We start from the raw sequence: 21565 nt of genomic DNA, 5'->3' as shown, positions 1-21565 counted from the left end.
ACATGTCGTTACAATCGTTGAAAATCAATCTTGCAGAATGGCTGCTGCTTAAGGTCAAATACCCGTCCCAATATTGGCTGGGTGCGGCCGATCAGCCGGTAAAGGCCGCAGCACATCAGAAAAAAATCATACTGACCCTGCTGCCGTCTCATGATAATTTGGGAGACCACGCGATTGCTTATGCCAGCAAGGCATTTCTTGAGCGGGAATATCCCGATTTTGACATCGTTGAGGTCGATATGAAGGACATTTACAAATCAGCGAAAGCGCTGCTCCGCTCGCGCCATCCGGAGGATATGGTCTTTATCATCGGCGGCGGAAACATGGGGGATTTATACCGTTATGAGGAGTGGACGCGCCGCTTTATCATTAAAACATTTCACGACTATCGAGTTGTCCAGCTTCCGGCAACGGCTCATTTTTCTGATACGAAAAAGGGGCGCAAAGAGCTGAAACGGGCACAGAAAATTTATAACGCGCACCCCTGCCTATTGCTGATGGCTCGGGATGAAACAACGTATCAATTTATGAAACGGCATTTTCAAGAAAAAACGATTTTGAAGCAGCCGGACATGGTGCTGTATTTAGATAGAAGCAAGACCCCCGCAGAGCGCGAAGGGGTTTATATGTGTTTGCGCGAGGATCAGGAAAGCGTCCTTCAGGAGGATGAGAGAAACCGGGTCAAGGCCGCGCTTTTTGCAGAATTCGGCGAAATCCAATCCTTTACAACAACGATTGGGCGCCGGGTCAGCCGCGACTCACGGGAGCAGGAGCTTGAAGCGCTGTGGTCTAAGCTGCAAAGCGCAGAAGCTGTTGTCACTGACAGGCTTCACGGCATGATTTTTTGCGCGCTGACAGGAACGCCGTGTGTTGTCATCCGTTCCTTCGACCACAAGGTGATGGAGGGCTATCAATGGCTCAAAGACATCCCATCCATGAAGCTGATTGAACATCCGGACCCCGAGCGCGTGACAGACGCAGTAAAAGAGCTGTTAACAAAAGAAACACCCCGTGCCGGCTTTCCAAGAGATGTGTATTTTAAAGGGCTGCGTGACAAAATCAGCGGTGAAGCGCAATGAACCCGCTCGTCAGCATTATTGTTCCGATGTATAACGTTGAACCATTTATAGAGGAATGCATTGACTCACTGCTTTGTCAAACGCTTTCTGATATTGAAATCATCCTCGTGAATGACGGAACCCCGGATCGTTCAGGCGAGATTGCAGAGGACTATGCAAAACGGGATGCGAGAATCCGGGTCATTCATCAGACAAACGGCGGGCTGAGTTCAGCACGAAATACGGGAATAAAGGCCGCGCGGGGCACTTACATCGGCTTTGTCGATGGAGACGATTATGTATCTTCCGACATGTTCCAGAGGCTGATTGAAGAAGCGGAGGAGAACCGGCTCGACATCGCTGGATGCGGTTTTTACAAGCAGTCAGCGGACAGGCGGCTGTATGTGCCGCCGCAGCTTGACATAAACCGCGTGCTGATAAAACCTGAAATGGCTGAACGGCTTAAACATGCTCACGAAACGAGATTTATCTGGTATGTATGGCGTTATGTTTATCGCCGTGAGCTTTTGGAAAGGGCCAATCTGCTGTTTGATGAAGACATCCGTTTTGCCGAAGACTCCCCCTTCAATTTGTCCGCTTTTTTCGAAGCGGAACGGGTGAAAATGCTGGATGAAGGCTTGTACATCTATCGTGAAAACCCGAACAGCCTGACAGAAATGCCTTATAAGCCGGCGATGGATGAACAGATTCAAAAGCAATATCAGGCTAAAATCGCATTCTACAATCATTACGGTTTAGCAGGTGCATGCAAAGAAGATTTAAATGTGTACATTTGCAAGCACCAGCTTCCGATGCTTCTGGCAAATGCCTGTGCTTCTCCAAATCCGCCGAAAGACATCAAAAAGCAGATCAGGCAGATTTTATCCTATGACATGGTGCGGCAGGCTGTCAGAAATACGCCGTTTCAGCATGAGAAATTATTAAGAGGCGAGCGTTTGGTATTAGGCCTGTGCAAACTGCGGCTCATATTTCTCATCAAGCTGTTTTTCGAGCAGCGGGGGACAATGAAAGGCAGTGCGAAGCAGGCATGAAATTCACGATAAACTTCAGCGCTAATCTCACGGCTTTTCTCTTGTCAGTATTCCTGTCGGTCTGGATGACGCCTTTTATTGTCAAAACACTTGGTGTGGAAGCGTTCGGCTTTGTTCATTTGACACAAAATGTGATTAATTACTTTTCAATTATCACCGTGGCGCTCAGCTCGGTTGTCGTGCGGTTCTTTTCTGTCGCCGCCCACAGGGGAGAGCGGGATAAAGCAAATGCGTATATCAGCAACTATTTGGCGGCGTCTGTTCTGATATCATTGCTTCTTTTGCTGCCTCTTGCGGGGTCAGCTTTCTTTATTGGCCGTATCATGAACGTGCCGCCAGCGCTTTTGGCCGATGTGCGTTTGTCGATTTTGATCGGCAGTCTGCTGTTCATCTTAACGTTTCTGATGGCGGGTTTCGGCGCTGCTCCATTTTATGCCAACCGCCTTTACATCACCAGCTCAATTCAGGCGGTGCAAATGCTTGTACGCGTGCTGTCTGTGCTGCTCTTGTTTGCATGCTTCACACCGAAAATCTGGCAGATCCAGCTTGCCGCTTTAGCTGGTGCTGTCATCGCGTCTGTGCTGTCTCTCTATTTCTTCAAAAAGCTGATTCCGTGGTTCTCGTTTCGTATGAAGGATCTTTCATTCCGCACAAGCAAGGAGCTGTTTCAGGCGGGCACATGGAGCTCCGTCAATCAAATCGGCGTCCTGCTTTTTTTGCAGATTGATCTATTAACCGCCAATTTGGTGCTGGGGGCGTCTGCATCCGGGAAATACGCGGCGATCATCCAGTTTCCGCTGCTGCTGCGCAGCTTGGCTGGTACTGTCGCATCCCTGTTTGCGCCGCTTATGACTTCGTATTATTCAAAAGGCGATATGGACGGATTGGTGAATTACGCCAACAAGGCAGTGAGGCTGAACGGTCTTCTGCTTGCGCTTCCCGCTGCCTTATTGGGCGGTTTGGCGGGGCCTTTTCTGACGATCTGGCTCGGACCGTCCTTTTCGTCTATAGCACCGCTTTTATATATTCATGCCGGATACTTAGTGGTCAGCCTCGCCTTTATGCCAATGTTCTATATATGGACCGCCTTTAATAAACAAAAAACACCGGCGATCGTTACCCTGCTGTTAGGCGCGGTGAATGTGGTGCTGGCCGTCGCGCTGAGCGGGCCGGCTCATCTTGGCCTGTACGGCATTACATTGGCCGGGGCGATTTCTCTTATTTTAAAAAATGCCATCTTTACGCCGCTTTACGTATCCCGCATTACCGGCTACAAAAAGCACGTGTTCTTCAAAGGCATAATTGGGCCTCTTTCAGCAGCTGCGTTTGCCTGGGCGGTCTGTGAGGCGATCCGGTTCTTTGTGAAGATTGACGGCTGGACATCACTGATAGCGGCGGGAATGACAGTCAGCTGCTGCTACGCCGTTTTCGCTTTTACGCTCGTTTGTACGAAAGAGGAAAGACAGCTGGTACTGAAACGGTTTCGAAAAACGAAAGGAGCTGTGAATCTTTGATCCTGAAACGACTTTTTGATCTGACGGCCGCCATTCTTTTATTGTACTGTACGAGTGTCATCATTTTGCTCACCATCGCCGTTGTCAGGCTGAAAATAGGATCACCCGTCTTCTTTAAGCAAGTAAGGCCGGGCCTGCACGGCAAACCGTTCACCCTTTATAAATTCCGAACGATGACGGATGAACGGGACAGTGAAGGAAATCTGCTGCCTGATGAAGTCCGGCTGACGAAAACGGGCAGGCTGATCAGGAAGCTGAGCATCGATGAGCTTCCGCAGCTGCTGAATGTCCTAAAAGGCGATCTCAGCCTTGTCGGTCCGCGGCCGCTGTTGATGGACTATCTGCCGCTTTATACAGAAAAGCAGGCACGGCGCCATGAGGTGAAGCCGGGTATCACAGGCTGGGCGCAAATCAACGGTAGAAACGCAATTTCCTGGGAAAAGAAATTTGAATTCGATGTTTGGTACGTTGACAACCGATCATTTTTTCTCGATTTGAAAATTTTATGTTTGACGGTGCGAAAAGTGCTTGTTTCAGAAGGGATTCAGCAAACCAATCATGTGACGGCGGAACGGTTTACAGGAAGCGGAGATGTGTCCTCATGAGAAACGTGGCTATTGTGGGTGACGGCGGACACGGAAAGGTGATCAGAGAGCTGATAAACGCCCGGCCAGACACGCGCTTAACCGCTGTGCTGGATGATAAATTCAGATCGTTTGAAGCCGGAAAAGAGTGGTGCACAGGCCCGCCGGAAGCCATTTCTGAAGTGCGCAGGCTGGTCCCCGATGTGTTGTTCCTCATCGCCATCGGAAACAACAGTGTCAGAAAACAGCTGGCAGAGCGACTGGGACTGAAGAAAGAAGATTTCATTACATTGATTCACCCGACAGCCATCGTCAGCAAGTCTGCTGTCATCGGAGAAGGGACCGTGATTATGGCGGGCGCGATCATTCAGGCGGATGCGCGTATCGGCGCCCACTGCATCATCAATACGGGTGCAGTGGCAGAGCACGACAATCAAATCAGCGATTATGTCCATCTTTCCCCGCGTGTCACGCTGTCAGGAGCGGTCGTTGTTCAGGAAGGCGCTCATGTCGGAACCGGCGCGTCCGTCATACCGCAGCTCACAATCGGGGCCTGGAGCAATGTCGGCGCCGGCTCCGCGGTGATCCGTTCCATACCGGACAGGGTAACGGCGGCCGGTGCCCCGGCGCGCATTATTTCTTCCATTCAAACATAAAACAAAGGATGATTATATGCATAAAAAAATCTACTTATCTCCCCCTCACATGAGCGGCAGAGAGCAGCACTATATTTCAGAAGCCTTTCGCTCAAACTGGATTGCGCCGCTTGGGCCTCTCGTGAATTCATTTGAAGAACAATTGGCTGAACGCGTCGGCGTAAAAGGGGGGGCTGCGGTCAGCTCTGGAACGGCGGCGATTCATCTGGCGCTGCGTTTGCTTGAGGTAAAAGAAGGAGACTGTGTGTTTTGCCAGTCCTTTACATTTGTGGCGACCGCCAATCCGATTTTATATGAAAAAGCGGTGCCCGTCTTTATTGATTCTGAGCCTGATACGTGGAATATGTCGCCGAAAGCCCTTGAACGAGCGCTGGAGGTTGCGAAAAGAAACGGAAAGCTGCCCAAAGCGGTCATTGCCGTCAATTTATATGGGCAAAGCGCGAAAATGGATGAAATCGTAAGCCTGTGTGACGCATACGGAGTTCCTGTCATTGAGGACGCAGCCGAATCTCTCGGCACAGTTTATAAAGGGAAGCAAAGCGGGACATTCGGGCGCTTCGGCATTTTTTCATTTAACGGGAACAAAATTATCACCACATCAGGTGGCGGGATGCTCGTTTCAGACGATGAAGCCGCCATTGAAAAAGCTAGATTTCTCGCTTCACAGGCCCGTGATCCGGCTGTTCATTATCAGCACAGCGAAATCGGACACAATTACAGACTGAGCAATATCCTAGCCGGCGTAGGCATTGCCCAGCTTGAAGTACTAGATGAGCGGGTGGAGAAAAGAAGGGCCATTTTTACGAGATACAAAAATGCGCTCGGTCACATAGACGGCGTCCGCTTTATGCCGGAGTATGCAGCAGGCGTATCCAATCGCTGGCTTACCACACTCACACTTGATAACGGGCTGAATCCATATGACGCGGTTCAGCGTCTTGCTGAAGAAAACATTGAAGCGCGGCCGCTGTGGAAGCCGCTCCATGCCCAGCCATTGTTTGCGCCGTCTTTATTTTATTCTCATGAAGGTAATGAGAGCATATGCGAAGATCTTTTCAAGCGAGGGATCTGTCTCCCGTCTGGGTCAAATCTGACGGAAGAAGAACAAGACCGGGTCATTGATGTGCTAGTACACTTATTCCAAACTGCCGAGGTGAAGAAATGGACAGCAAGCATTCGATGATCAGCCTGAAACAGAAACTGTCCGGGCTGCTCGATGTCATTCCGAAACAGTCCGAGATCATATATGCCGACTATCCTCTATACGGAAATGTAGGGGATTTATTTATTATGAAGGGAACAGAAGCCTTCTTTAAAGAACATGGGATCCGGGTCAGAAAACGCTGGAATCCCGACAATTTTCCAGTTGGGCGAAAGCTGGATCCGAACCTCATCATCGTCTGCCAGGGAGGCGGCAACTTCGGGGACTTGTATCCGTATTATCAAGGTTTTAGAGAGAAAATCGTCCAAACCTATCCGAACCACAAAATCGTGATCCTGCCGCAATCGATTTATTTCCAAAACGAAGACAATCTCAAACGGACGGCGGAGATATTTTCTAAGCATGCAAATCTCCATATCATCACAAGGGAAAAAGCTTCCTATACAACAGCACAGGCTTACTTTACAAGCAATCATATTAAGCTTCTGCCTGATATGGCTCATCAGCTGTTTCCTGTCGTTCCAACGCTGCAGCCGATTAATCAAAAGCTGAGATTTATCAGAACAGATCATGAAGCAAACAAGGAGCTTCAGGAAGACGCAAAAGCGGAAAGCTACGATTGGCGCACGGTGCTGTCAGCTTCAGACCGCCGGACGATCGCTTTTCTGCAAACGGTGAACGTTCTGAACAAAAAAGCGGGCAACCCTCTGCCCATCGCGTATATTTGGGAAAAATACTCGGATTATATCGTTAAAAAAGCGATTCGGTTTTTCAGCCGTTACGAATCGGTAGAAACGTCAAGGCTGCACGGCCACATCTTGTCCTCTCTTCTTCAAAAAGAAAACACGGTCATTGATAATTCCTACGGGAAAAATGCCAATTACTATCACACCTGGATGGAAGGCGTGCCGAATACTCGACTCATCCAGAGCGCTTCAAAGAAGGAAAACCTTCCTGCTCACATGTGAGCGGAAGGTTTATTTTGATTCTCCCCGTTTGACTTTGTTGTACGCTTCATCTAAATGCTGAATCCGTTTCAAGACGACTGCGTTTTTCGTCAGCTGGTCCTGCACAAGCGTTGAGACGACGGAACGGTAGTAACTGTTCATCGCGTGGATTTTATCCTCAGACTGATTCATTTCAATATGCTGTTTGAAATTCTCAATAAAATAAGGTACGGAAAAAAGTTCAGACATTTCTTTGGCAGCTCCTTTTTCATAAATGTATACGGTGCGATCTCAATCATGTACAATGAAGAAAGGGGAGTGAGCAAGATGGATATGAAACTTCAGCAAGTACAAGTATTAAAGCCTCAACTGACACAGGAGCTCAGGCAGGCCATCACGCTGCTTGGCTATCATTCGGCAGAACTCGCCGAATACATTGATGAGCTCTCACTGGAAAACCCTCTTATTGAACGAAAGGAAACAGACACACCGCCACTATCTTACCATAAAATAAACAAAAACAGGATGAATGCACAGGAAGCAGGCCTTCAATTAAGTGATCCGCAAAAAACATTGCAGGATGTGTTAAAACAGCAGTCACTTGATATGAATTTGACAAACTCTGAAAAAAAGATTTTCAATTATCTGATTCATTCGCTTGATTCGAACGGGTACTTGGAAGAAGAAGTGGAGGAGGCAGCACGGCGACTATCTGTTTCAATCAAGGAAGCGGAAGCTGTTTTGGCAAAACTCCAGTCGTTAGAGCCGGCTGGAATCGGTGCAAGATCTCTGCAGGAATGTATCCTTCTTCAATTACAGCGGCTGCCGAACAGAAATGAACAAGCGGAAATGCTTGTTTCAGCTCATTTTGATGCTTTCGCGCAAAAAAACTGGAAAGCGCTTTCAAGAGAAACGGGATTTCCGCTTCATACCATTCAAGATATCTCTGATGACATCGCAGCTCTTCATCCAAGACCGGGCCTTCTATTTGCCCGGCCAGAGCAAGATGTGTATATCGAGCCTGACATTTTTATCACCGTGAAAAACGGGCACATCGCAGCGGAGCTGAATACCCGCTCGTTTCCAGAAATAGACCTGCATCCTCAGTACAGAACGCTTTTATCGTCCGGCTCCTGTCAGGATACCGCCTCTTATTTATCTGCAAAATATCAGGAATGGCGCTGGCTGAGCCGCGCGCTGCGACAGCGAAAACAGACGATCACGAGAATCGTAAATGAACTGATCACACGGCAAAAGGATTTCTTTCTGAAAGGGCGAAGCGCAATGAAGCCGCTGACCCTCAGGGAGGTAGCGGACTGCCTAAGCCTTCATGAATCAACTGTGAGCCGGGCAATTAAAGGGAAAACGATACAAACGCCGTACGGACTGTTTGAGATGAAACTCTTTTTCTCAGCAAAAGCCGAGGCTTCAGGAGATGGAGATGCATCTAACTATGCAGTCAAAACGCATCTTGAAGGCCTGATCAATCAAGAGGACAAAACAAAACCGCTCTCAGATCAAAAGCTAGCTGATTTGCTATATGAACAGCACGGCATCCAAATCTCCAGACGAACCGTGGCAAAATACCGCGATCAAATGAACATTCCGTCATCGGCGGCGAGAAAACGGTATAAATAAAATCCTCCCTTGACGGGAGGATTTTTTTAAGGAATCATCCAGCTGAACACATGATGCTGCAAAAAAGTGATGATACAAACGAGCAGCAGCAAAAACAAGCTGTGCTTAATCGTAAAGCGGAAAAGATCTGATTCCTTTCCCGCGAGCCCTACCGCGGCGCACGCCACCGCAATTGACTGCGGCGAAATCATTTTTCCTGTGACACCGCCTGATGAGTTGGCAGCGACAGACAGAACCGGGTCCATGCCGACTGATAATGCGGTGACTTTCTGCAGGTTGCCGAACAGCAGGTTGGCAGAAGTATCTGAGCCGGTAATAAAGACGCCGAGCCAGCCGAGAACAGGCGAGAAGAAGGTAAACATTGAACCTGTCAGCGCGAGTGTCATCCCGAGTGTCGTGCTCATTCCAGAGGAATTGGTGACATAGGCAAAACCAACGACAGAAGCAATGGTCAAAATCGGAAACTTCAGCTCTTGGATCGTTTCCTGAAAAACAGCTCCCCAGTTTTTCCACGAAATCGCCGTGATGAACTTTGACAGCACAGCGGCAATCAATATCGCGGTGCCGGCCGAACCAAGCACCTCGAGCTTGTAAACCGCTTCAATCGGCGCACCGTCAGCATTGACAATTTGATTGTTCAAAAAAGGCACACCGGGGGCAAAAGTCAATTTTTCTCCAACAGCATTCAGCCACTTCAGGAAAACAGCGGAGCCTTCATAATGCCCGGTCAGCGCCGATTTGACAGATGGAATGCCCCATACAGAAATCATCACTGTCAGCAGCAGAAATGGCGACCAGGCCTTGAATATCTGTCCGCCGCTGTACGCAGGTGCTGCTGGATTCGTTTTCGCCGTTTCAATCGCAGCGGCCGATTCCTGTTCACTGGCAAACCGAAATGTTGTTTTCGGCTTCCACCATTTTAAAAACACAGCAAGTGCAGCCATCGAAACCAGAGCGGACAAAACATCCGGCAGCTCAGGCCCTAAAAAATTAGAACTGAGATATTGAACAACAGCAAAGGAAACACCGGAAACGAGAATCGCCGGCCAAACTTCAAAGGCTTTCCTGAACCCGCTCATGATAATGATTAAATAAAGAGGAATAAATACGGATAGAAACGGCAGCTGCCGCCCGACCATTTGCGAAATCTCCATCGCCGGAATCCCTGTCGGCCCTTCTACAGCTGTAATCGGAATCCCAATCGCCCCAAAGGCCACAGGGGCTGTATTGGCGATCAAACAGATTCCCGCTGCATAAAGAGGATTAAAGCCGAGGCCGACCAGCAGCGCGGCAGAAATGGCGACCGGCGCCCCGAAGCCCGCCGCTCCTTCTAAAAAAGCACCGAATGAGAAAGCGATCAGAAGCGCCTGAAGCCGGCGGTCATCGGTAATCGAGAGAACAGAGCTGCGAATAATATCAAACTGTCCCGTTTTCACAGTGATTTTATACAAAAAAACAGACGTTACAATGATCCAGCCGATAGGCAAAACCCCGTATACGGCTCCTTGTGTAGCGGACATCAGCGCTTTTTCCGCCGGCATCCGATAAACCAATACAGCAATCACAAGCGCGATCCCCAAGGTGGACAAGCCCGCTGTATACCCCTTCATCCGTTTAATCGCGAGTGCCCAAAAAAAGAAAATAATCGGTACAAGTGCGGCAAGCGCTGATAAAAGCAAATTTCCCCCTATAGGCGTAAATGCCTGTGTCCATTGCATCCCAAACCCCTCCTTGAAACATAAACTGGCGTCATATGTAAGCGGTTTCTAAAGATGATATGATCATCTGATGACTGGGTAATAAGACCAGTTACCTAGCATTATATTTTGAAAAAAATCAAAGTACAAGACTTTTTGACAAAATTGTCAAAATCTTTTGGCGGCCCCCAAAACAGAGTATAATAGATCGTAACCAGCCAGACCTACAAGTTACGGGGTGAATTGCATTGAAATACAAACAGATTAAAACAAAGAAAATATATGAAGAAGTAGCGGATGCATTATTAGATATGATCAAAAACGGCGAATTGAAGCCGGGAGATAAATTGGACTCCGTTCAGGCGCTTTCTGAAAGCTTTCAAGTCAGCCGCTCAGCGGTCCGCGAAGCACTTTCTGCATTAAAAGCGATGGGGCTTGTCGAGATGAAACAGGGAGAAGGCACGTACTTGAAGGAATTTGAACCGAATCAAATTTCTCAGCCGCTCTCAGCCGCGCTTCTTATGAAAAAAGAGGACGTCAAGCAGCTGCTCGAGGTCAGAAAACTGCTTGAAATCGGCGTGGCGTCATTAGCTGCTGAAAAAAGGACAGAAGAGGATCTCGAAAGAATTCATGCTGCGTTAAAGGAAATGAGCAGCATTGAAGCGGACGGGGAGCTGGGCGAGAAAGCAGACTTCGCATTTCATCTGGCGCTTGCTGACGCTTCCCAAAATGATCTTCTCAAACATTTGATGAATCATGTTTCATCATTGCTGCTGGAAACGATGAGAGAAACACGGAAAATCTGGCTGTTTTCCAAAAAGACCTCAGTCCAGCGGCTTTATGAGGAGCATGAACGGATTTACAAAGCCGTGGCAGCACAGGATGGAGCGCAGGCGGAGGCTTCCATGCTGGCGCATTTAACGAATGTGGAAGATGTGCTTTCGGGATATTTCGAGGAAAATGTGCAATAACCAACTCATTTCCCGGGCAATTCCACCGGTGCCGCATGATACAAACAACCGAGACTGAGCCGCAAATGGTTCAGTCTTTTTACATGATGCAGCAAGGGCTTTGTGCACTTGACATTTGCGGAAAAGGAAGTAAAATATTTTACTAAAATGAACAGCAAGCTGAATAATGGAGGCAGATGCAATGGCGACAATTAAAGATATCGCGCAGGAAGCGGGATTTTCGATTTCAACCGTTTCCCGCGTTTTAAATAACGATGAAAGCCTTTCTGTTCCTGATGAGACACGGGAGAAAATCTATGAAGCGGCAGAAAAGCTCAATTACCGCAAGAAAACAGTAAGGCCGCTAGTGAAACATATTGCGTTTTTATATTGGCTGACAGATAAAGAAGAATTAGAAGATGTCTATTTTAAAACGATGAGATTAGAGGTAGAGAAACTGGCGAAAGCATTCAATGTCGACATGACCACTTATAAAATATCGGATGGAATCGAAAGCATTCCTGAACATATCGAAGGGTTTATTGCCGTCGGCACATTTTCTGATCAAGAGCTGGCTTTCCTCAGAAATCTCACTGAAAACGGCGTCTTTATCGATTCAACTCCTGATCCCGATCATTTTGACTCGGTAAGGCCTGATTTAGCCCAAATGACAAGAAAAACGGTAAACGTCCTGAGCGAGAAGGGGCATAAGAGCATCGGGTTTATCGGCGGCACATACAAAAATCCCAACAACAATCAAGATGAAATGGACATCCGCGAACAAACCTTCAGATCCTATATGAGGGAAAAAGGCATGCTGGACGAGCGGTATATTTTCTGTCATCGCGGTTTCTCTGTGGAAAACGGGTACCGCCTGATGACAGCAGCGATTGACACATTAGGTGATCAGCTCCCGACCGCTTTTTTGATCGCGGCGGACCCGATTGCAGTAGGCTGTCTGCAAGCCCTGAATGAAAAGGGAATTGCCATACCGAACAGGGTGAGCGTTGTAAGCATCAACAACATCAGCTTCGCAAAGTATGTTTCGCCTCCTTTGACGACGTTTCATATTGATATACATGAATTGTGTAAAAATGCTGTTGAAATGCTGCTTGAACAAGTGCAAGACAAAAGAAGAACGGTAAAAACATTATACTTGGGGGCGGAATTAATCGTCAGAAAGAGTATGAATTAACAATGGCTTAGGAGACTAAGTCATTTTTTATTTAGGTAAAAAAATTTACTGATAGAGGTAAATAGTTTGTTTACACATTTTCTCAGGCGTGCTATATTATTTTAAAAGCGCTTTCATTCATACCGAGAGGGTGACAATCAATGAAAATGGTAAAAAAGTGTTCCGTACTCATGCTCTGCTCGGCTGTCAGTTTATCCTTGGCGGCTTGCGGCCCAAAGGAAAGCAGCAGTGCCAAATCAAGTTCAAAAGGGTCAGAGCTTGTCGTGTGGGAGGATAAAGAAAAGAGCATCGGCATTAAAGACGCCGTTGCTGCGTTTGAAAAAGAGCATGATGTAAAGGTTAAAGTCGTGGAAAAACCGTATGTCCAGCAGATTGAAGATTTGCGGATGGACGGACCGGCCGGCACGGGGCCTGACGTGTTAACAATGCCCGGTGACCAAATCGGAACGGCTGTGACGGAAGGATTACTTAAGGAATTACATGTCGAAAAGGACGTTCAATCGCTCTATACTGACGCTTCCATTCAGTCTCAAATGGTAGATCAAAAGCTTTATGGGCTGCCTAAAGCTGTCGAAACGACAGTGCTTTTTTACAACAAAGATCTCATCTCAGAGAAGAAATTGCCGCAAACGCTGGAAGAGTGGTACGACTATTCTAAAAAGACAGCTGACGGAAGCAAGTTTGGATTTTTAGCCCTGTTCGATCAAATTTATTACGCGGAAAGTGTGATGAGCGGATACGGCGGATACATTTTCGGTAAGAATCAAGACGGCAGCTATAACCCGTCTGACATCGGGATCAATAATGAAGGCGCTGTCAAAGGTGCGGCGCTGATTCAGAAGTTTTACAAAGAGGGCTTATTCCCGGCCGGCATTATTGGAGAACAAGGGATTAATGTGCTGGAATCACTGTTCACAGAAGGAAAAGCCGCCGCGATTATTTCGGGCCCGTGGAATGTAGAAGCCTTTTCGAAAGCAGGAATCAATTATGGCATAACGAAACTGCCGAAGCTGGAAAATGGGAAAAACATGAGCTCCTTTATCGGCGTCAAAAGCTACAACGTCAGTGCGTTTTCAAAGAATACAGAGCTGGCGCAAGAATTAGCCGTTTTTCTCGCGAACGAAAAGAATTCTAAAACACGATATGAACAAACGAAGGAAGTCCCTGCTGTGAAATCCTTAGCCAATGACCAGGCTATTATGAAAAGCGAGGCGGCACGGGCTGTTACTGAACAATCCCGCTTCTCAGAGCTGACGCCAAATATCCCGGAAATGAATGAAATATGGACGCCGGCTGATTCGGCATTACAAACGATTGCAACAGGAAAAGCGGATCCCAAACAAGCATTGGATCAAGCAGCTGAAACGGCCAAAGGACAAATCAAGGCAAAGCACAGCGGAAAATAAAGAGAAAGCTAGATTTGTATTGTAAGAGAGGTGAAAACGGTGCAGCATCGTCAAATCGCTTTGTTGCTGTCAATCATCCCGGGGCTGGGGCAATTTTATAACAAGCAATGGATAAAAGGTTTTGTCTTTCTTTTCTTAGGCGCATCGTTTTTTGCGGTCTTTGGAGATCTGCTCAATATGGGGTTTTGGGGAATCTTTACTCTGGGAACAGAAGTGCCGCGGGATAACTCCGTGTTTCTGCTGGCGGAAGGAATTATCGCTGTGATTGTGGCCTGCTTTGGCCTTGCGGTGTATTATGCGAATCTTCGCGATGCGTTTCAAAGCGGAAAACGGCGTGATGAAAACAAGCCGTTGGGTTCCCTAAAGGAACAATACCAAAATATCATTTCTCAGGGCTATCCTTATGTTGTCAGCGGCCCATCTTTGTTTATTTTAATATTCGCCGTGGTTTTTCCTATCTTGTTCAGCTTTGCAGTAGCTTTTACAAACTATGATTTGTACCATTCCCCTCCTGCTAAATTAATCGATTGGGTCGGTTTTCAAACCTTCTCAAACATCTTCACAGTTGATATTTGGAGGTCGACTTTTTTTGATGTGCTGGCTTGGATGGTGGTTTGGACACTTGCCGCATCCACACTGCAAGTCAGTTTAGGGATTTTTCTCGCGATCATTGTCAATCAGAAAGACATTCGTTTTAAACGCTTTTTCCGGACGATTCTGATTTTGCCATGGGCCGTTCCCGGATTTGTTACGATTTTAATTTTTGCAGGGCTGTTTAATGACAGCTTCGGTGCGATGAATCACGACATCTTGGCTTTTTTCGGGATAGAGCCTCTTCCGTGGATGACAGATGCCAATTGGTCTAGGCTTGCGCTGATTCTCATGCAGGGCTGGCTCGGGTTTCCGTACATCTTTCTCGTCTCAACAGGCGTGTTGCAATCGATCCCGGACGATCTGTATGAAGCAGCCACGATTGATGGCGCTTCTGTCTTCGCAAAGCTGAGATACATCACGCTTCCAATGGTGTTCATTGCCATGGCTCCGATTATCATTACTCAGTTTACGTTTAATTTTAATAACTTTAATATTATCTATCTATTTAATGGCGGAGGCCCGGCTGTAACTGGATCAACAGCGGGCGGGACAGATATTCTCGTTTCGTGGATTTATAAATTGACAATGCAGTCCAGCCAATATTCACTTGCCGCGGCTTTAACAATTTTATTATCTGTGTTTGTCATTTCCATCGCATTGTGGCAGTTCAGACGGACGAAGTCTTTTAAAGAGGAGGCATGAGGCATGCTGGCAGATATGAAGGTCAGAAAATATATCCGTCTCCTTTTCTCTTACTTGTTGTTAGCCTGTATGACGGTCATCATTGTTTATCCTCTCCTTTGGACGGCAGGCGCTAGCTTTAACCCCGGCAACAGCTTGATCAGTACATCCATCATTCCGAAGCATCCGACATTCGACCATTACAAGGAATTATTTGTGGGCAAAGAAAGCCTTCAATATGTGCAGTGGTATATCAACTCAATGAAGATCAGCCTGTTTACGATGGCAGGGTCTTTGATCTGTGTGACATTTACCGCCTATGCGTTTTCGCGGTTTCGATTTAAAGGGAGGAAATACGCTTTAACTCTCTTTTTATTGCTGCAAATGATTCCCCAGTTTTCGGCGTTAATTGCCTTGTTTGTATTGGCGCAAATCTTGGGGATGATCAATAGCCACTGGCTGTTAATCTTGCTTTATATCGGCGGCCTGATCCCGATGAATACGTATTTGATGAAAGGGTACATGGATTCCATCCCGATGGATTTAGACGAAAGCGCCAAGATTGACGGGGCCAGCAGCACAAGAATCTTCTTCCAGATCATTCTGCCATTATCAAAACCGATGGCGGCAGTGGTCGCTATGAACGGCTTTAACGGCCCGCTCGGAGATTTTGTGCTGTCCTCAACGATATTGAGAACGCCTGAATCATATACATTGCCCGTCGGCCTATTCAATTTAGTGAATGACGTCATGGGAGCCAGCTATACGACTTTTGCGGCCGGAGCCCTGCTCATCAGCATACCGGTTGCCGTCATCTTTATCATGCTGCAAAAGTATTTTGTGTCCGGATTAACCGCAGGGGGAACGAAAGGCTAAGAGAATAAGGAGGAGAATGTGATGTCAAAGCTTGAAAAAACGCATGTAACAGAAGCAAAATTTATGCTCCATGGAGGAGACTACAATCCTGATCAGTGGCTGGATCGGCCAGATATTTTAGCTGATGATATCAAGCTGATGAAGCTTTCTCATACGAATACGTTTTCTGTCGGCATTTTTGCATGGAGCGCGCTTGAGCCAGAGGAGGGCGTGTATCAATTTGAATGGCTGGATGATATTTTTGAACAGATTCACAGCATAGGCGGCAGAGTCATATTAGCAACGCCAAGCGGAGCGCGTCCTGCCTGGCTATCGCAAACCTATCCTGAAGTTTTGCGTGTCAATGCTTCCCGAGTCAAACAGCTGCACGGCGGAAGGCACAACCACTGCATCACATCAAAGGCCTATCGTGAAAAAACGCGCCACATCAACCGGTTATTAGCAGAGAGATATGGCAATCATCCGGCACTGTTAATGTGGCATATTTCAAACGAATACGGAGGAGATTGCCACTGCGAACAATGCCAGCATGCCTTCAGGGAGTGGCTGAAATCGAAATATGACAACAGCCTCAAGGCACTGAACCATGCGTGGTGGACTCCTTTTTGGAGCCATTCATTCAATGATTGGTCACAAATTGAAAGCCCTTCGCCGATCGGTGAAAATGGTTTGCACGGTCTGAACTTAGACTGGCGCCGGTTCGTCACCGATCAAACGATTTCGTTTTATGAAAATGAAATCATCCCGCTGAAGGAATTGACGCCTGATATCCCCATCACAACGAACTTTATGGCTGATACACCGGATTTGATTCCGTATCAGGGCCTCGACTACAGCAAATTTGCGAAGCATGTCGATGTCATCAGCTGGGACGCTTATCCGGTCTGGCACAATGACTGGGAAAGCACAGCTGATTTGGCGATGAAGGTCGGCTTTATCAACGACCTGTACCGAAGCCTGAAGCAGCAGCCTTTCTTATTAATGGAGTGTACGCCAAGCGCAGTCAATTGGCATCACGTCAACAAGGCGAAGCGCCCGGGCATGAATCTGCTGTCGTCCATGCAAATGATTGCCCACGGTTCGGACAGCGTTCTCTATTTCCAATACCGCAAATCACGCGGGTCATCAGAAAAATTGCACGGGGCAGTAGTGGATCATGACAATAGCCCGAAGAACCGGGTCTTTCAAGAAGTGGCCAAAGTCGGCGAGACATTAGAACGGCTGTCCGAGGTTGTCGGAACGATGAGGCCCGCTGAAACCGCTATTTTATATGACTGGGAAAATCATTGGGCGCTCGAGGATGCTCAGGGGTTTGCGAAGGCGACAAAACGTTATGCGCAAACGCTTCAGCAGCATTACCGCACATTCTGGGAACACGATATCCCTGTCGACGTCATCACGAAAGAACAAGATTTTTCACCATATAAACTGCTGATTGTCCCGATGCTGTATTTGATGAGCGAAGACACCATTTCCCGTTTAAAAGCGTTTACGGCTAACGGCGGCATCCTAGTCATGACGTATATCAGCGGGATTGTAAATGAGCATGATTTAACGTACACAGGCGGATGGCATCCGGATCTGCAGGCTGTTTTCGGGATTGAGCCTCTTGAAACCGACACGCTGTATCCGAAGGATCGAAATGCTGTCAGCTATCGTAGCCAAACATATGAAATGAAGGATTATGCAACGGTGATCGATGTCAAGACCGCGTCGGCAGAAGCGGTGTATCAAGAAGATTTTTATGCGCGTACGCCAGCGGTGACAAGCCATCAATATCAGCAGGGTAAGGCGTATTTTATCGGTGCACGTTTGGAAGATCAATTTCATCGTGATTTCTATGAAGGGCTGATTACAGACCTGTCTCTTTCTCCTGTTTTTCCGGTTCGGCACGGAAAAGGCGTCTCCGTACAAGCGAGGCAGGATCAGCACAATGATTATATTTTTGTCATGAATTTTACGGAAGAAAAGCAGCTGGTCTCGTTTGACCAGAGTGTGAAGGATATGATGACGGGGGACATATTGACAGGCGACCTGACGATGGAAAAGTATGAAGTGAGAATTGTTGTAAACACACATTAGGCTGTTGCTCCGCTCGATTTGGGCGGATTCTTTTATATTCGAAAACACTTACTTTGGAGTGAGGGGTGAAATCATGAGAAGCAGAGTGAAAATGTTCTTTGCAGCTGTTATCGTGTGGAGTGCATTCAGTTCAACGGGATATGCCGCTGTCATTGAGGGGGAGAAACATGTGCCAGAGCTTCGGGCAGATGATCTTTACGTTAAAAAAGTAAAGGGCATGAATAAGGACTTTATCAAGGGGGCAGATGTGTCCAGCGTTATTGCCTTAGAAAACAGCGGTGTCACCTTTTATAATACAAGCGGAAAACCTCAGGACATCTTTACAACCTTAAAACAAGCTGGCGTCAACTATGTTCGCGTCCGCATCTGGAATGACCCATATGATTCAAATGGCAACGGGTATGGAGGAGGAAACAATGATATCCAAAAAGCGATCGAAATCGGAAAAAGAGCGACAGCGAACGGAATGAAGGTGCTGGCCGACTTTCATTATTCTGATTTCTGGGCCGATCCTGCGAAACAGAAGGCACCTAAAGCTTGGGCGAATCTCAGCTTTGAAGCTAAAAAAGCAAAGCTCTATGAGTATACGAAACAAAGCCTTCAAAAGATGATCAAGGAAGGCGTCAACATCGGCATGGTTCAAGTCGGAAATGAAACAACAGGGGCATTTGCCGGCGAAACCGATTGGGCGAAAATGAGCCAATTATTTAATGAAGGAAGCCGAGCGGTCAGGGAAACAGACCCAGGCATTTTGGTCGCACTGCATTTTACCAACCCTGAAACGGCTGGAAGGTATTCATTTATTGCAGAAACACTCCGCAAAAACAAAGTGGATTATGATGTGTTTGCCAGCTCGTATTATCCTTTCTGGCACGGCACACTACAGAATTTAACCTCCGTGCTGAAGGCTGTTGCCGATACGTACGGCAAAAAAGTTATGGTGGCGGAGACATCGTACACCTATACCGCTGAGGATGGTGACGGTCATGAAAATACAGCGCCAAAAACCGGGCAGACGCTGCCATATTCAATTTCCGTTCAAGGCCAGGCAGATGCGATAAGAGATGTGATGGAGGCTATAGCAAATACAGGCACGGCAGGACTTGGTGTTTTCTATTGGGAGCCAGCGTGGATTCCAGTCGGGCTAAAAACGCAAATAGAGAAAAACAAAGTGTTATGGGAAACGTACGGGTCAGGCTGGGCCTCCAGCTACGCTGCCGAATACGACCCTGAAGATGCCGGGAAATGGTATGGGGGAAGCGCTGTGGATAATCAAGCTTTGTTTGATTTTAACGGACACCCGCTGCCTTCCTTGCAGGTGTTTCAATATGCGGAGTCAGGACATAACCCGAAGAAACGCTGAAACAGAAAATCCATGAGATGTAACAAATTATTGTTATGTCTCATGGATGTTTTTATTTCAAATCAACTAATATAAAACATTCGTCATCACTTTTATGATGGGCTTCCTTATGTTGATGGAGTGATGTAAGGATTTTCTCTTTCAGGTCGGTAATAGGAAACTCGGGATGCTCCTTCAATAAATCAAATAAATAACATGAAGCCGTAGGGTCCATCACGCCATCTGTATAAAGAAGAAGCCTTCCGCCCTCCGTGTATGGAAGGCTGCTTGACTGAAACACCGTGTCTTCAAACATCCCGATCGGAGGCGCAGTTGCCTGCAGCAGATTTTGGGTTCCTCCGGCGCCCTGCCATAATGCCGGGGGATGCCCTGCGTTGACATAATCAATTCTTTGCCGGGCTGTATCAATCTCGAGATAAATGGCAGTGCAATAATGTCTTGCTTCCTCATCATTTTGAAACAAGCTGTGAAGATGTCGGTCTAATTCTTTCATGACTTTGACGGGACTGAGACCTTGCGTGATCTGGCGCTGGAACAAAGGATGAAGAGACATCGTAATCAAAGCAGATGAAATCCCATGACCCATCACATCAAGGATAATAATGCCGTAACGGTGTTTATCGATTTGATAAAATCCGTATAGATCACCTGATAAGTCACTGGATGCTTTGTAATAAGACTCAATCTGAATCTGATCATTTACAATCGGTTCAGTCAACGAGTTTTCCTGAATCTTTCTGGCGAGCTCAAGCTCTCTTTTGGTGTTTAATTTAAATTGCTGATTTTGTTTGTTGATCTTAAGAAGCTCTTCTTGTTTAGCCTTCAGCGTTCCTAAAGCAATTTCTAATTCTGCATTGGCTTTCTGTTTGGCAAACAAAGCTTCTTGGGCCGCGTTTCTGGCCATCAGCAGTTCATTTTCATATTCATTTCGCTTCTGCATCGGAATCAGAACACACTCGGTGACAGATGCTCCGCGATCAGCTCTTACAACCGCATTGACAAGGACGGGAATTTCTTCTCCATCTCTTGTTTGCAGGGAAATGTACATTTCTTCAATGTGCTGCTCCAGTTTCAAAAGCGGAACAAAATAAAGCTGGTAGAAAAGCTGTGCGGAAACGGTCAAGATCGTATCCATATGCTGGCCGATTACCTGTTCCTGCTCATATTTTAGGATGTTGAGCAGGGTACGGTTGACCGCTATTATTGAACCCTCTTCTGACAAAGTGAGGAAACCGCATGGTGCATTATTCAATTGTTTGTCCATTCAGAGGGTCACCTCTATCCCTTTCGTTCCATATCACACGTGTGCTTTCAAATAATCGCTGATCAGCTGTATCGTTTCTTCAGGATGGCTCATGTGGGGACAATGCCCGCGAGCCTCCATTTGTTTCAGTCTGCTATAAGGCAGGTGTTTATGCATATACTCACCTACTGCTGCCGGTGCGATGATATCATCTGCGCATTGGAGAATAAGAGAGGGAACCGTTACCTTCGAAAGATCCTCCCGGTGATCAGAAAAAAACGCTGCTTTCGCGAATTGGCGGGCAATCACAGGGTCAGTAGAACAAAAACGGCTCTCAAGCTCTTCCCTGATTTCAGGCCGGTCTGGCTGATTCAGAACAGTTGCCGCAAATACAGTTGCCCAGCCTATGTAATTTTTCTCCATCATCTCCAGTAAACCAATTAGCTGTTCCTCCTCAAATCCTCCGTAATACTCAGGCGGGTCATTCAAATAGCAAGGAGAAGGGCCCACCATCACCAGATGGGAAAAGAGTTCCGGGCGGCGGATGGAAGCAAGCATCCCAATCACAGCTCCGACAGAGTGACCCACAAACACGGTATCTTCCAGATCTAAAGCTTCACAAACATCTAGAACATCCTGGGCATAGCCGTCAAGTGTCCGGTAACGATTCAGGTCATATGCGCGCAAATCTGAATGTCCCGAACCGACGTAATCAAATAAAATGACCTGATGATCTTCTTCGAAGGCCGGCGCCACGGCATTCCACACGCTTTGATCGCATCCAAAACCAGGTGCGAAAATGATAGATGCTTTGCCGCTGCCTTTCACCTTCACATCATTTCGAGACAAAATCGCTTCGTTCATGAT

At 47.1% G+C, this 21565-nt stretch carries 19 protein-coding genes; 15 read left to right on the top strand and 4 right to left on the bottom strand.

The window, feature by feature from the left end:
• The first annotated feature begins 2 nt into the window (after positions 1–2).
• From CVV77_RS20135 to CVV77_RS20105, 7 genes are read left to right on the top strand one after another with little or no spacing between them, the layout of a single operon-like run.
• Positions 3–1079 carry a polysaccharide pyruvyl transferase family protein gene (locus CVV77_RS20135; RefSeq protein ID WP_100276337.1) on the top strand — a complete coding sequence of 359 codons (1077 nt, stop codon included), beginning with the start codon at positions 3–5 and terminating at the stop codon, positions 1077–1079.
• On the top strand, positions 1076–2110 hold the full coding sequence (locus tag CVV77_RS20130) for a glycosyltransferase (protein ID WP_100276336.1): 1035 nt from the start codon (positions 1076–1078) through the stop codon (positions 2108–2110). Before CVV77_RS20135 ends, CVV77_RS20130 begins: the two co-directional genes overlap by 4 nt.
• Positions 2107–3624, top strand: coding sequence for an MATE family efflux transporter (locus CVV77_RS20125; RefSeq protein WP_100276335.1), 1518 nt, complete (start codon positions 2107–2109; stop codon positions 3622–3624). The genes CVV77_RS20130 and CVV77_RS20125 overlap by 4 nt, the downstream gene beginning before the upstream one ends.
• The gene (locus CVV77_RS20120) at positions 3621–4229 is read left to right on the top strand and encodes a sugar transferase (RefSeq protein ID WP_100276334.1); all 609 of its coding nucleotides are present in this window, start codon (positions 3621–3623) and stop codon (positions 4227–4229) included. Before CVV77_RS20125 ends, CVV77_RS20120 begins: the two co-directional genes overlap by 4 nt.
• A complete protein-coding gene (locus tag CVV77_RS20115) occupies positions 4226–4864 on the top strand; it encodes an acetyltransferase (protein WP_100276333.1) in 639 nt (212 codons plus the stop codon). Before CVV77_RS20120 ends, CVV77_RS20115 begins: the two co-directional genes overlap by 4 nt.
• 16 nt (positions 4865–4880) lie before the next feature.
• A complete protein-coding gene (locus CVV77_RS20110; RefSeq protein WP_100276332.1) occupies positions 4881–6047 on the top strand; it encodes a DegT/DnrJ/EryC1/StrS family aminotransferase in 1167 nt (388 codons plus the stop codon).
• Positions 6026–6994, top strand: a complete 969-nt coding sequence (locus CVV77_RS20105; RefSeq protein ID WP_100276331.1) for a polysaccharide pyruvyl transferase family protein — start codon at positions 6026–6028, stop codon at positions 6992–6994. Before CVV77_RS20110 ends, CVV77_RS20105 begins: the two co-directional genes overlap by 22 nt.
• Positions 6995–7003: 9 nt before the next feature.
• Here the strand turns inward: CVV77_RS20105 and yvfG are convergent, their stop codons facing one another.
• Complete coding sequence (yvfG, locus tag CVV77_RS20100; protein WP_003235267.1) at positions 7004–7222, bottom strand: protein YvfG; 219 nt, start codon at positions 7220–7222, stop codon at positions 7004–7006.
• A gap of 78 nt (positions 7223–7300) precedes the next feature.
• Here yvfG and rpoN point away from each other — a divergent pair, with 78 nt between their 5' ends.
• Positions 7301–8611, top strand: coding sequence for an RNA polymerase factor sigma-54 (gene rpoN / locus CVV77_RS20095; RefSeq protein ID WP_100276330.1), 1311 nt, complete (start codon positions 7301–7303; stop codon positions 8609–8611).
• 26 nt (positions 8612–8637) lie between these two features.
• Here the strand turns inward: rpoN and lutP are convergent, their stop codons facing one another.
• Entirely contained in the window at positions 8638–10329 is a 1692-nt protein-coding gene (gene lutP, locus CVV77_RS20090) for an L-lactate permease LutP (RefSeq protein WP_100276329.1), read from the bottom strand.
• A gap of 227 nt (positions 10330–10556) precedes the next feature.
• On the opposite strand from lutP, the gene lutR reads away from it, so the two are divergent.
• The 7 genes from lutR (at position 10557) to ganB (ending at position 19455) form a co-directional block, all read left to right on the top strand.
• The gene (gene lutR, locus CVV77_RS20085; RefSeq protein ID WP_100276328.1) at positions 10557–11279 is read left to right on the top strand and encodes an L-lactate utilization/bacilysin biosynthesis transcriptional regulator LutR; all 723 of its coding nucleotides are present in this window, start codon (positions 10557–10559) and stop codon (positions 11277–11279) included.
• A gap of 181 nt (positions 11280–11460) precedes the next feature.
• Positions 11461–12453 carry a galactan degradation operon transcriptional regulator GanR gene (gene ganR / locus CVV77_RS20080; RefSeq protein ID WP_088112055.1) on the top strand — a complete coding sequence of 331 codons (993 nt, stop codon included), beginning with the start codon at positions 11461–11463 and terminating at the stop codon, positions 12451–12453.
• Positions 12454–12593: 140 nt separating this feature from the next.
• Positions 12594–13859, top strand: coding sequence for an arabinogalactan oligomer ABC transporter substrate-binding protein GanS (gene ganS / locus CVV77_RS20075; protein WP_100276327.1), 1266 nt, complete (start codon positions 12594–12596; stop codon positions 13857–13859).
• A 39-nt stretch (positions 13860–13898) separates the two neighbouring features.
• Entirely contained in the window at positions 13899–15155 is a 1257-nt protein-coding gene (ganP, locus tag CVV77_RS20070; protein ID WP_100276326.1) for a galactooligosaccharide ABC transporter permease GanP, read from the top strand.
• A 3-nt stretch (positions 15156–15158) separates the two neighbouring features.
• Positions 15159–16010 (top strand): galactooligosaccharide ABC transporter permease GanQ, encoded by an 852-nt coding sequence (gene ganQ, locus CVV77_RS20065; protein ID WP_100276325.1) that lies wholly within the window; start codon positions 15159–15161, stop codon positions 16008–16010.
• A gap of 18 nt (positions 16011–16028) precedes the next feature.
• A complete protein-coding gene (gene ganA / locus CVV77_RS20060) occupies positions 16029–18092 on the top strand; it encodes a beta-galactosidase GanA (RefSeq protein ID WP_100276324.1) in 2064 nt (687 codons plus the stop codon).
• A gap of 73 nt (positions 18093–18165) precedes the next feature.
• Complete coding sequence (gene ganB / locus CVV77_RS20055) at positions 18166–19455, top strand: arabinogalactan endo-beta-1,4-galactanase (RefSeq protein ID WP_100276323.1); 1290 nt, start codon at positions 18166–18168, stop codon at positions 19453–19455.
• Between the two features lie 52 nt (positions 19456–19507).
• Here the strand turns inward: ganB and rsbP are convergent, their stop codons facing one another.
• Together rsbP and rsbQ are read right to left on the bottom strand one after the other, a co-directional pair.
• The gene (rsbP, locus tag CVV77_RS20050; protein WP_100276322.1) at positions 19508–20719 is read right to left on the bottom strand and encodes a phosphoserine phosphatase RsbP; all 1212 of its coding nucleotides are present in this window, start codon (positions 20717–20719) and stop codon (positions 19508–19510) included.
• Between the two features lie 33 nt (positions 20720–20752).
• On the bottom strand, positions 20753–21562 hold the full coding sequence (rsbQ, locus tag CVV77_RS20045) for a sigma factor SigB/phosphatase RsbP regulator RsbQ (RefSeq protein WP_100276321.1): 810 nt from the start codon (positions 21560–21562) through the stop codon (positions 20753–20755).
• Positions 21563–21565 lie beyond the last annotated feature (3 nt).

It is taken from the genome of Bacillus sp. SN1, from assembly GCF_002796895.1.
Classification (GTDB): Bacteria; Bacillota; Bacilli; order Bacillales; family Bacillaceae; genus Bacillus; species Bacillus inaquosorum.
This window is presented reverse-complemented; position numbering and strand designations above follow the sequence as displayed.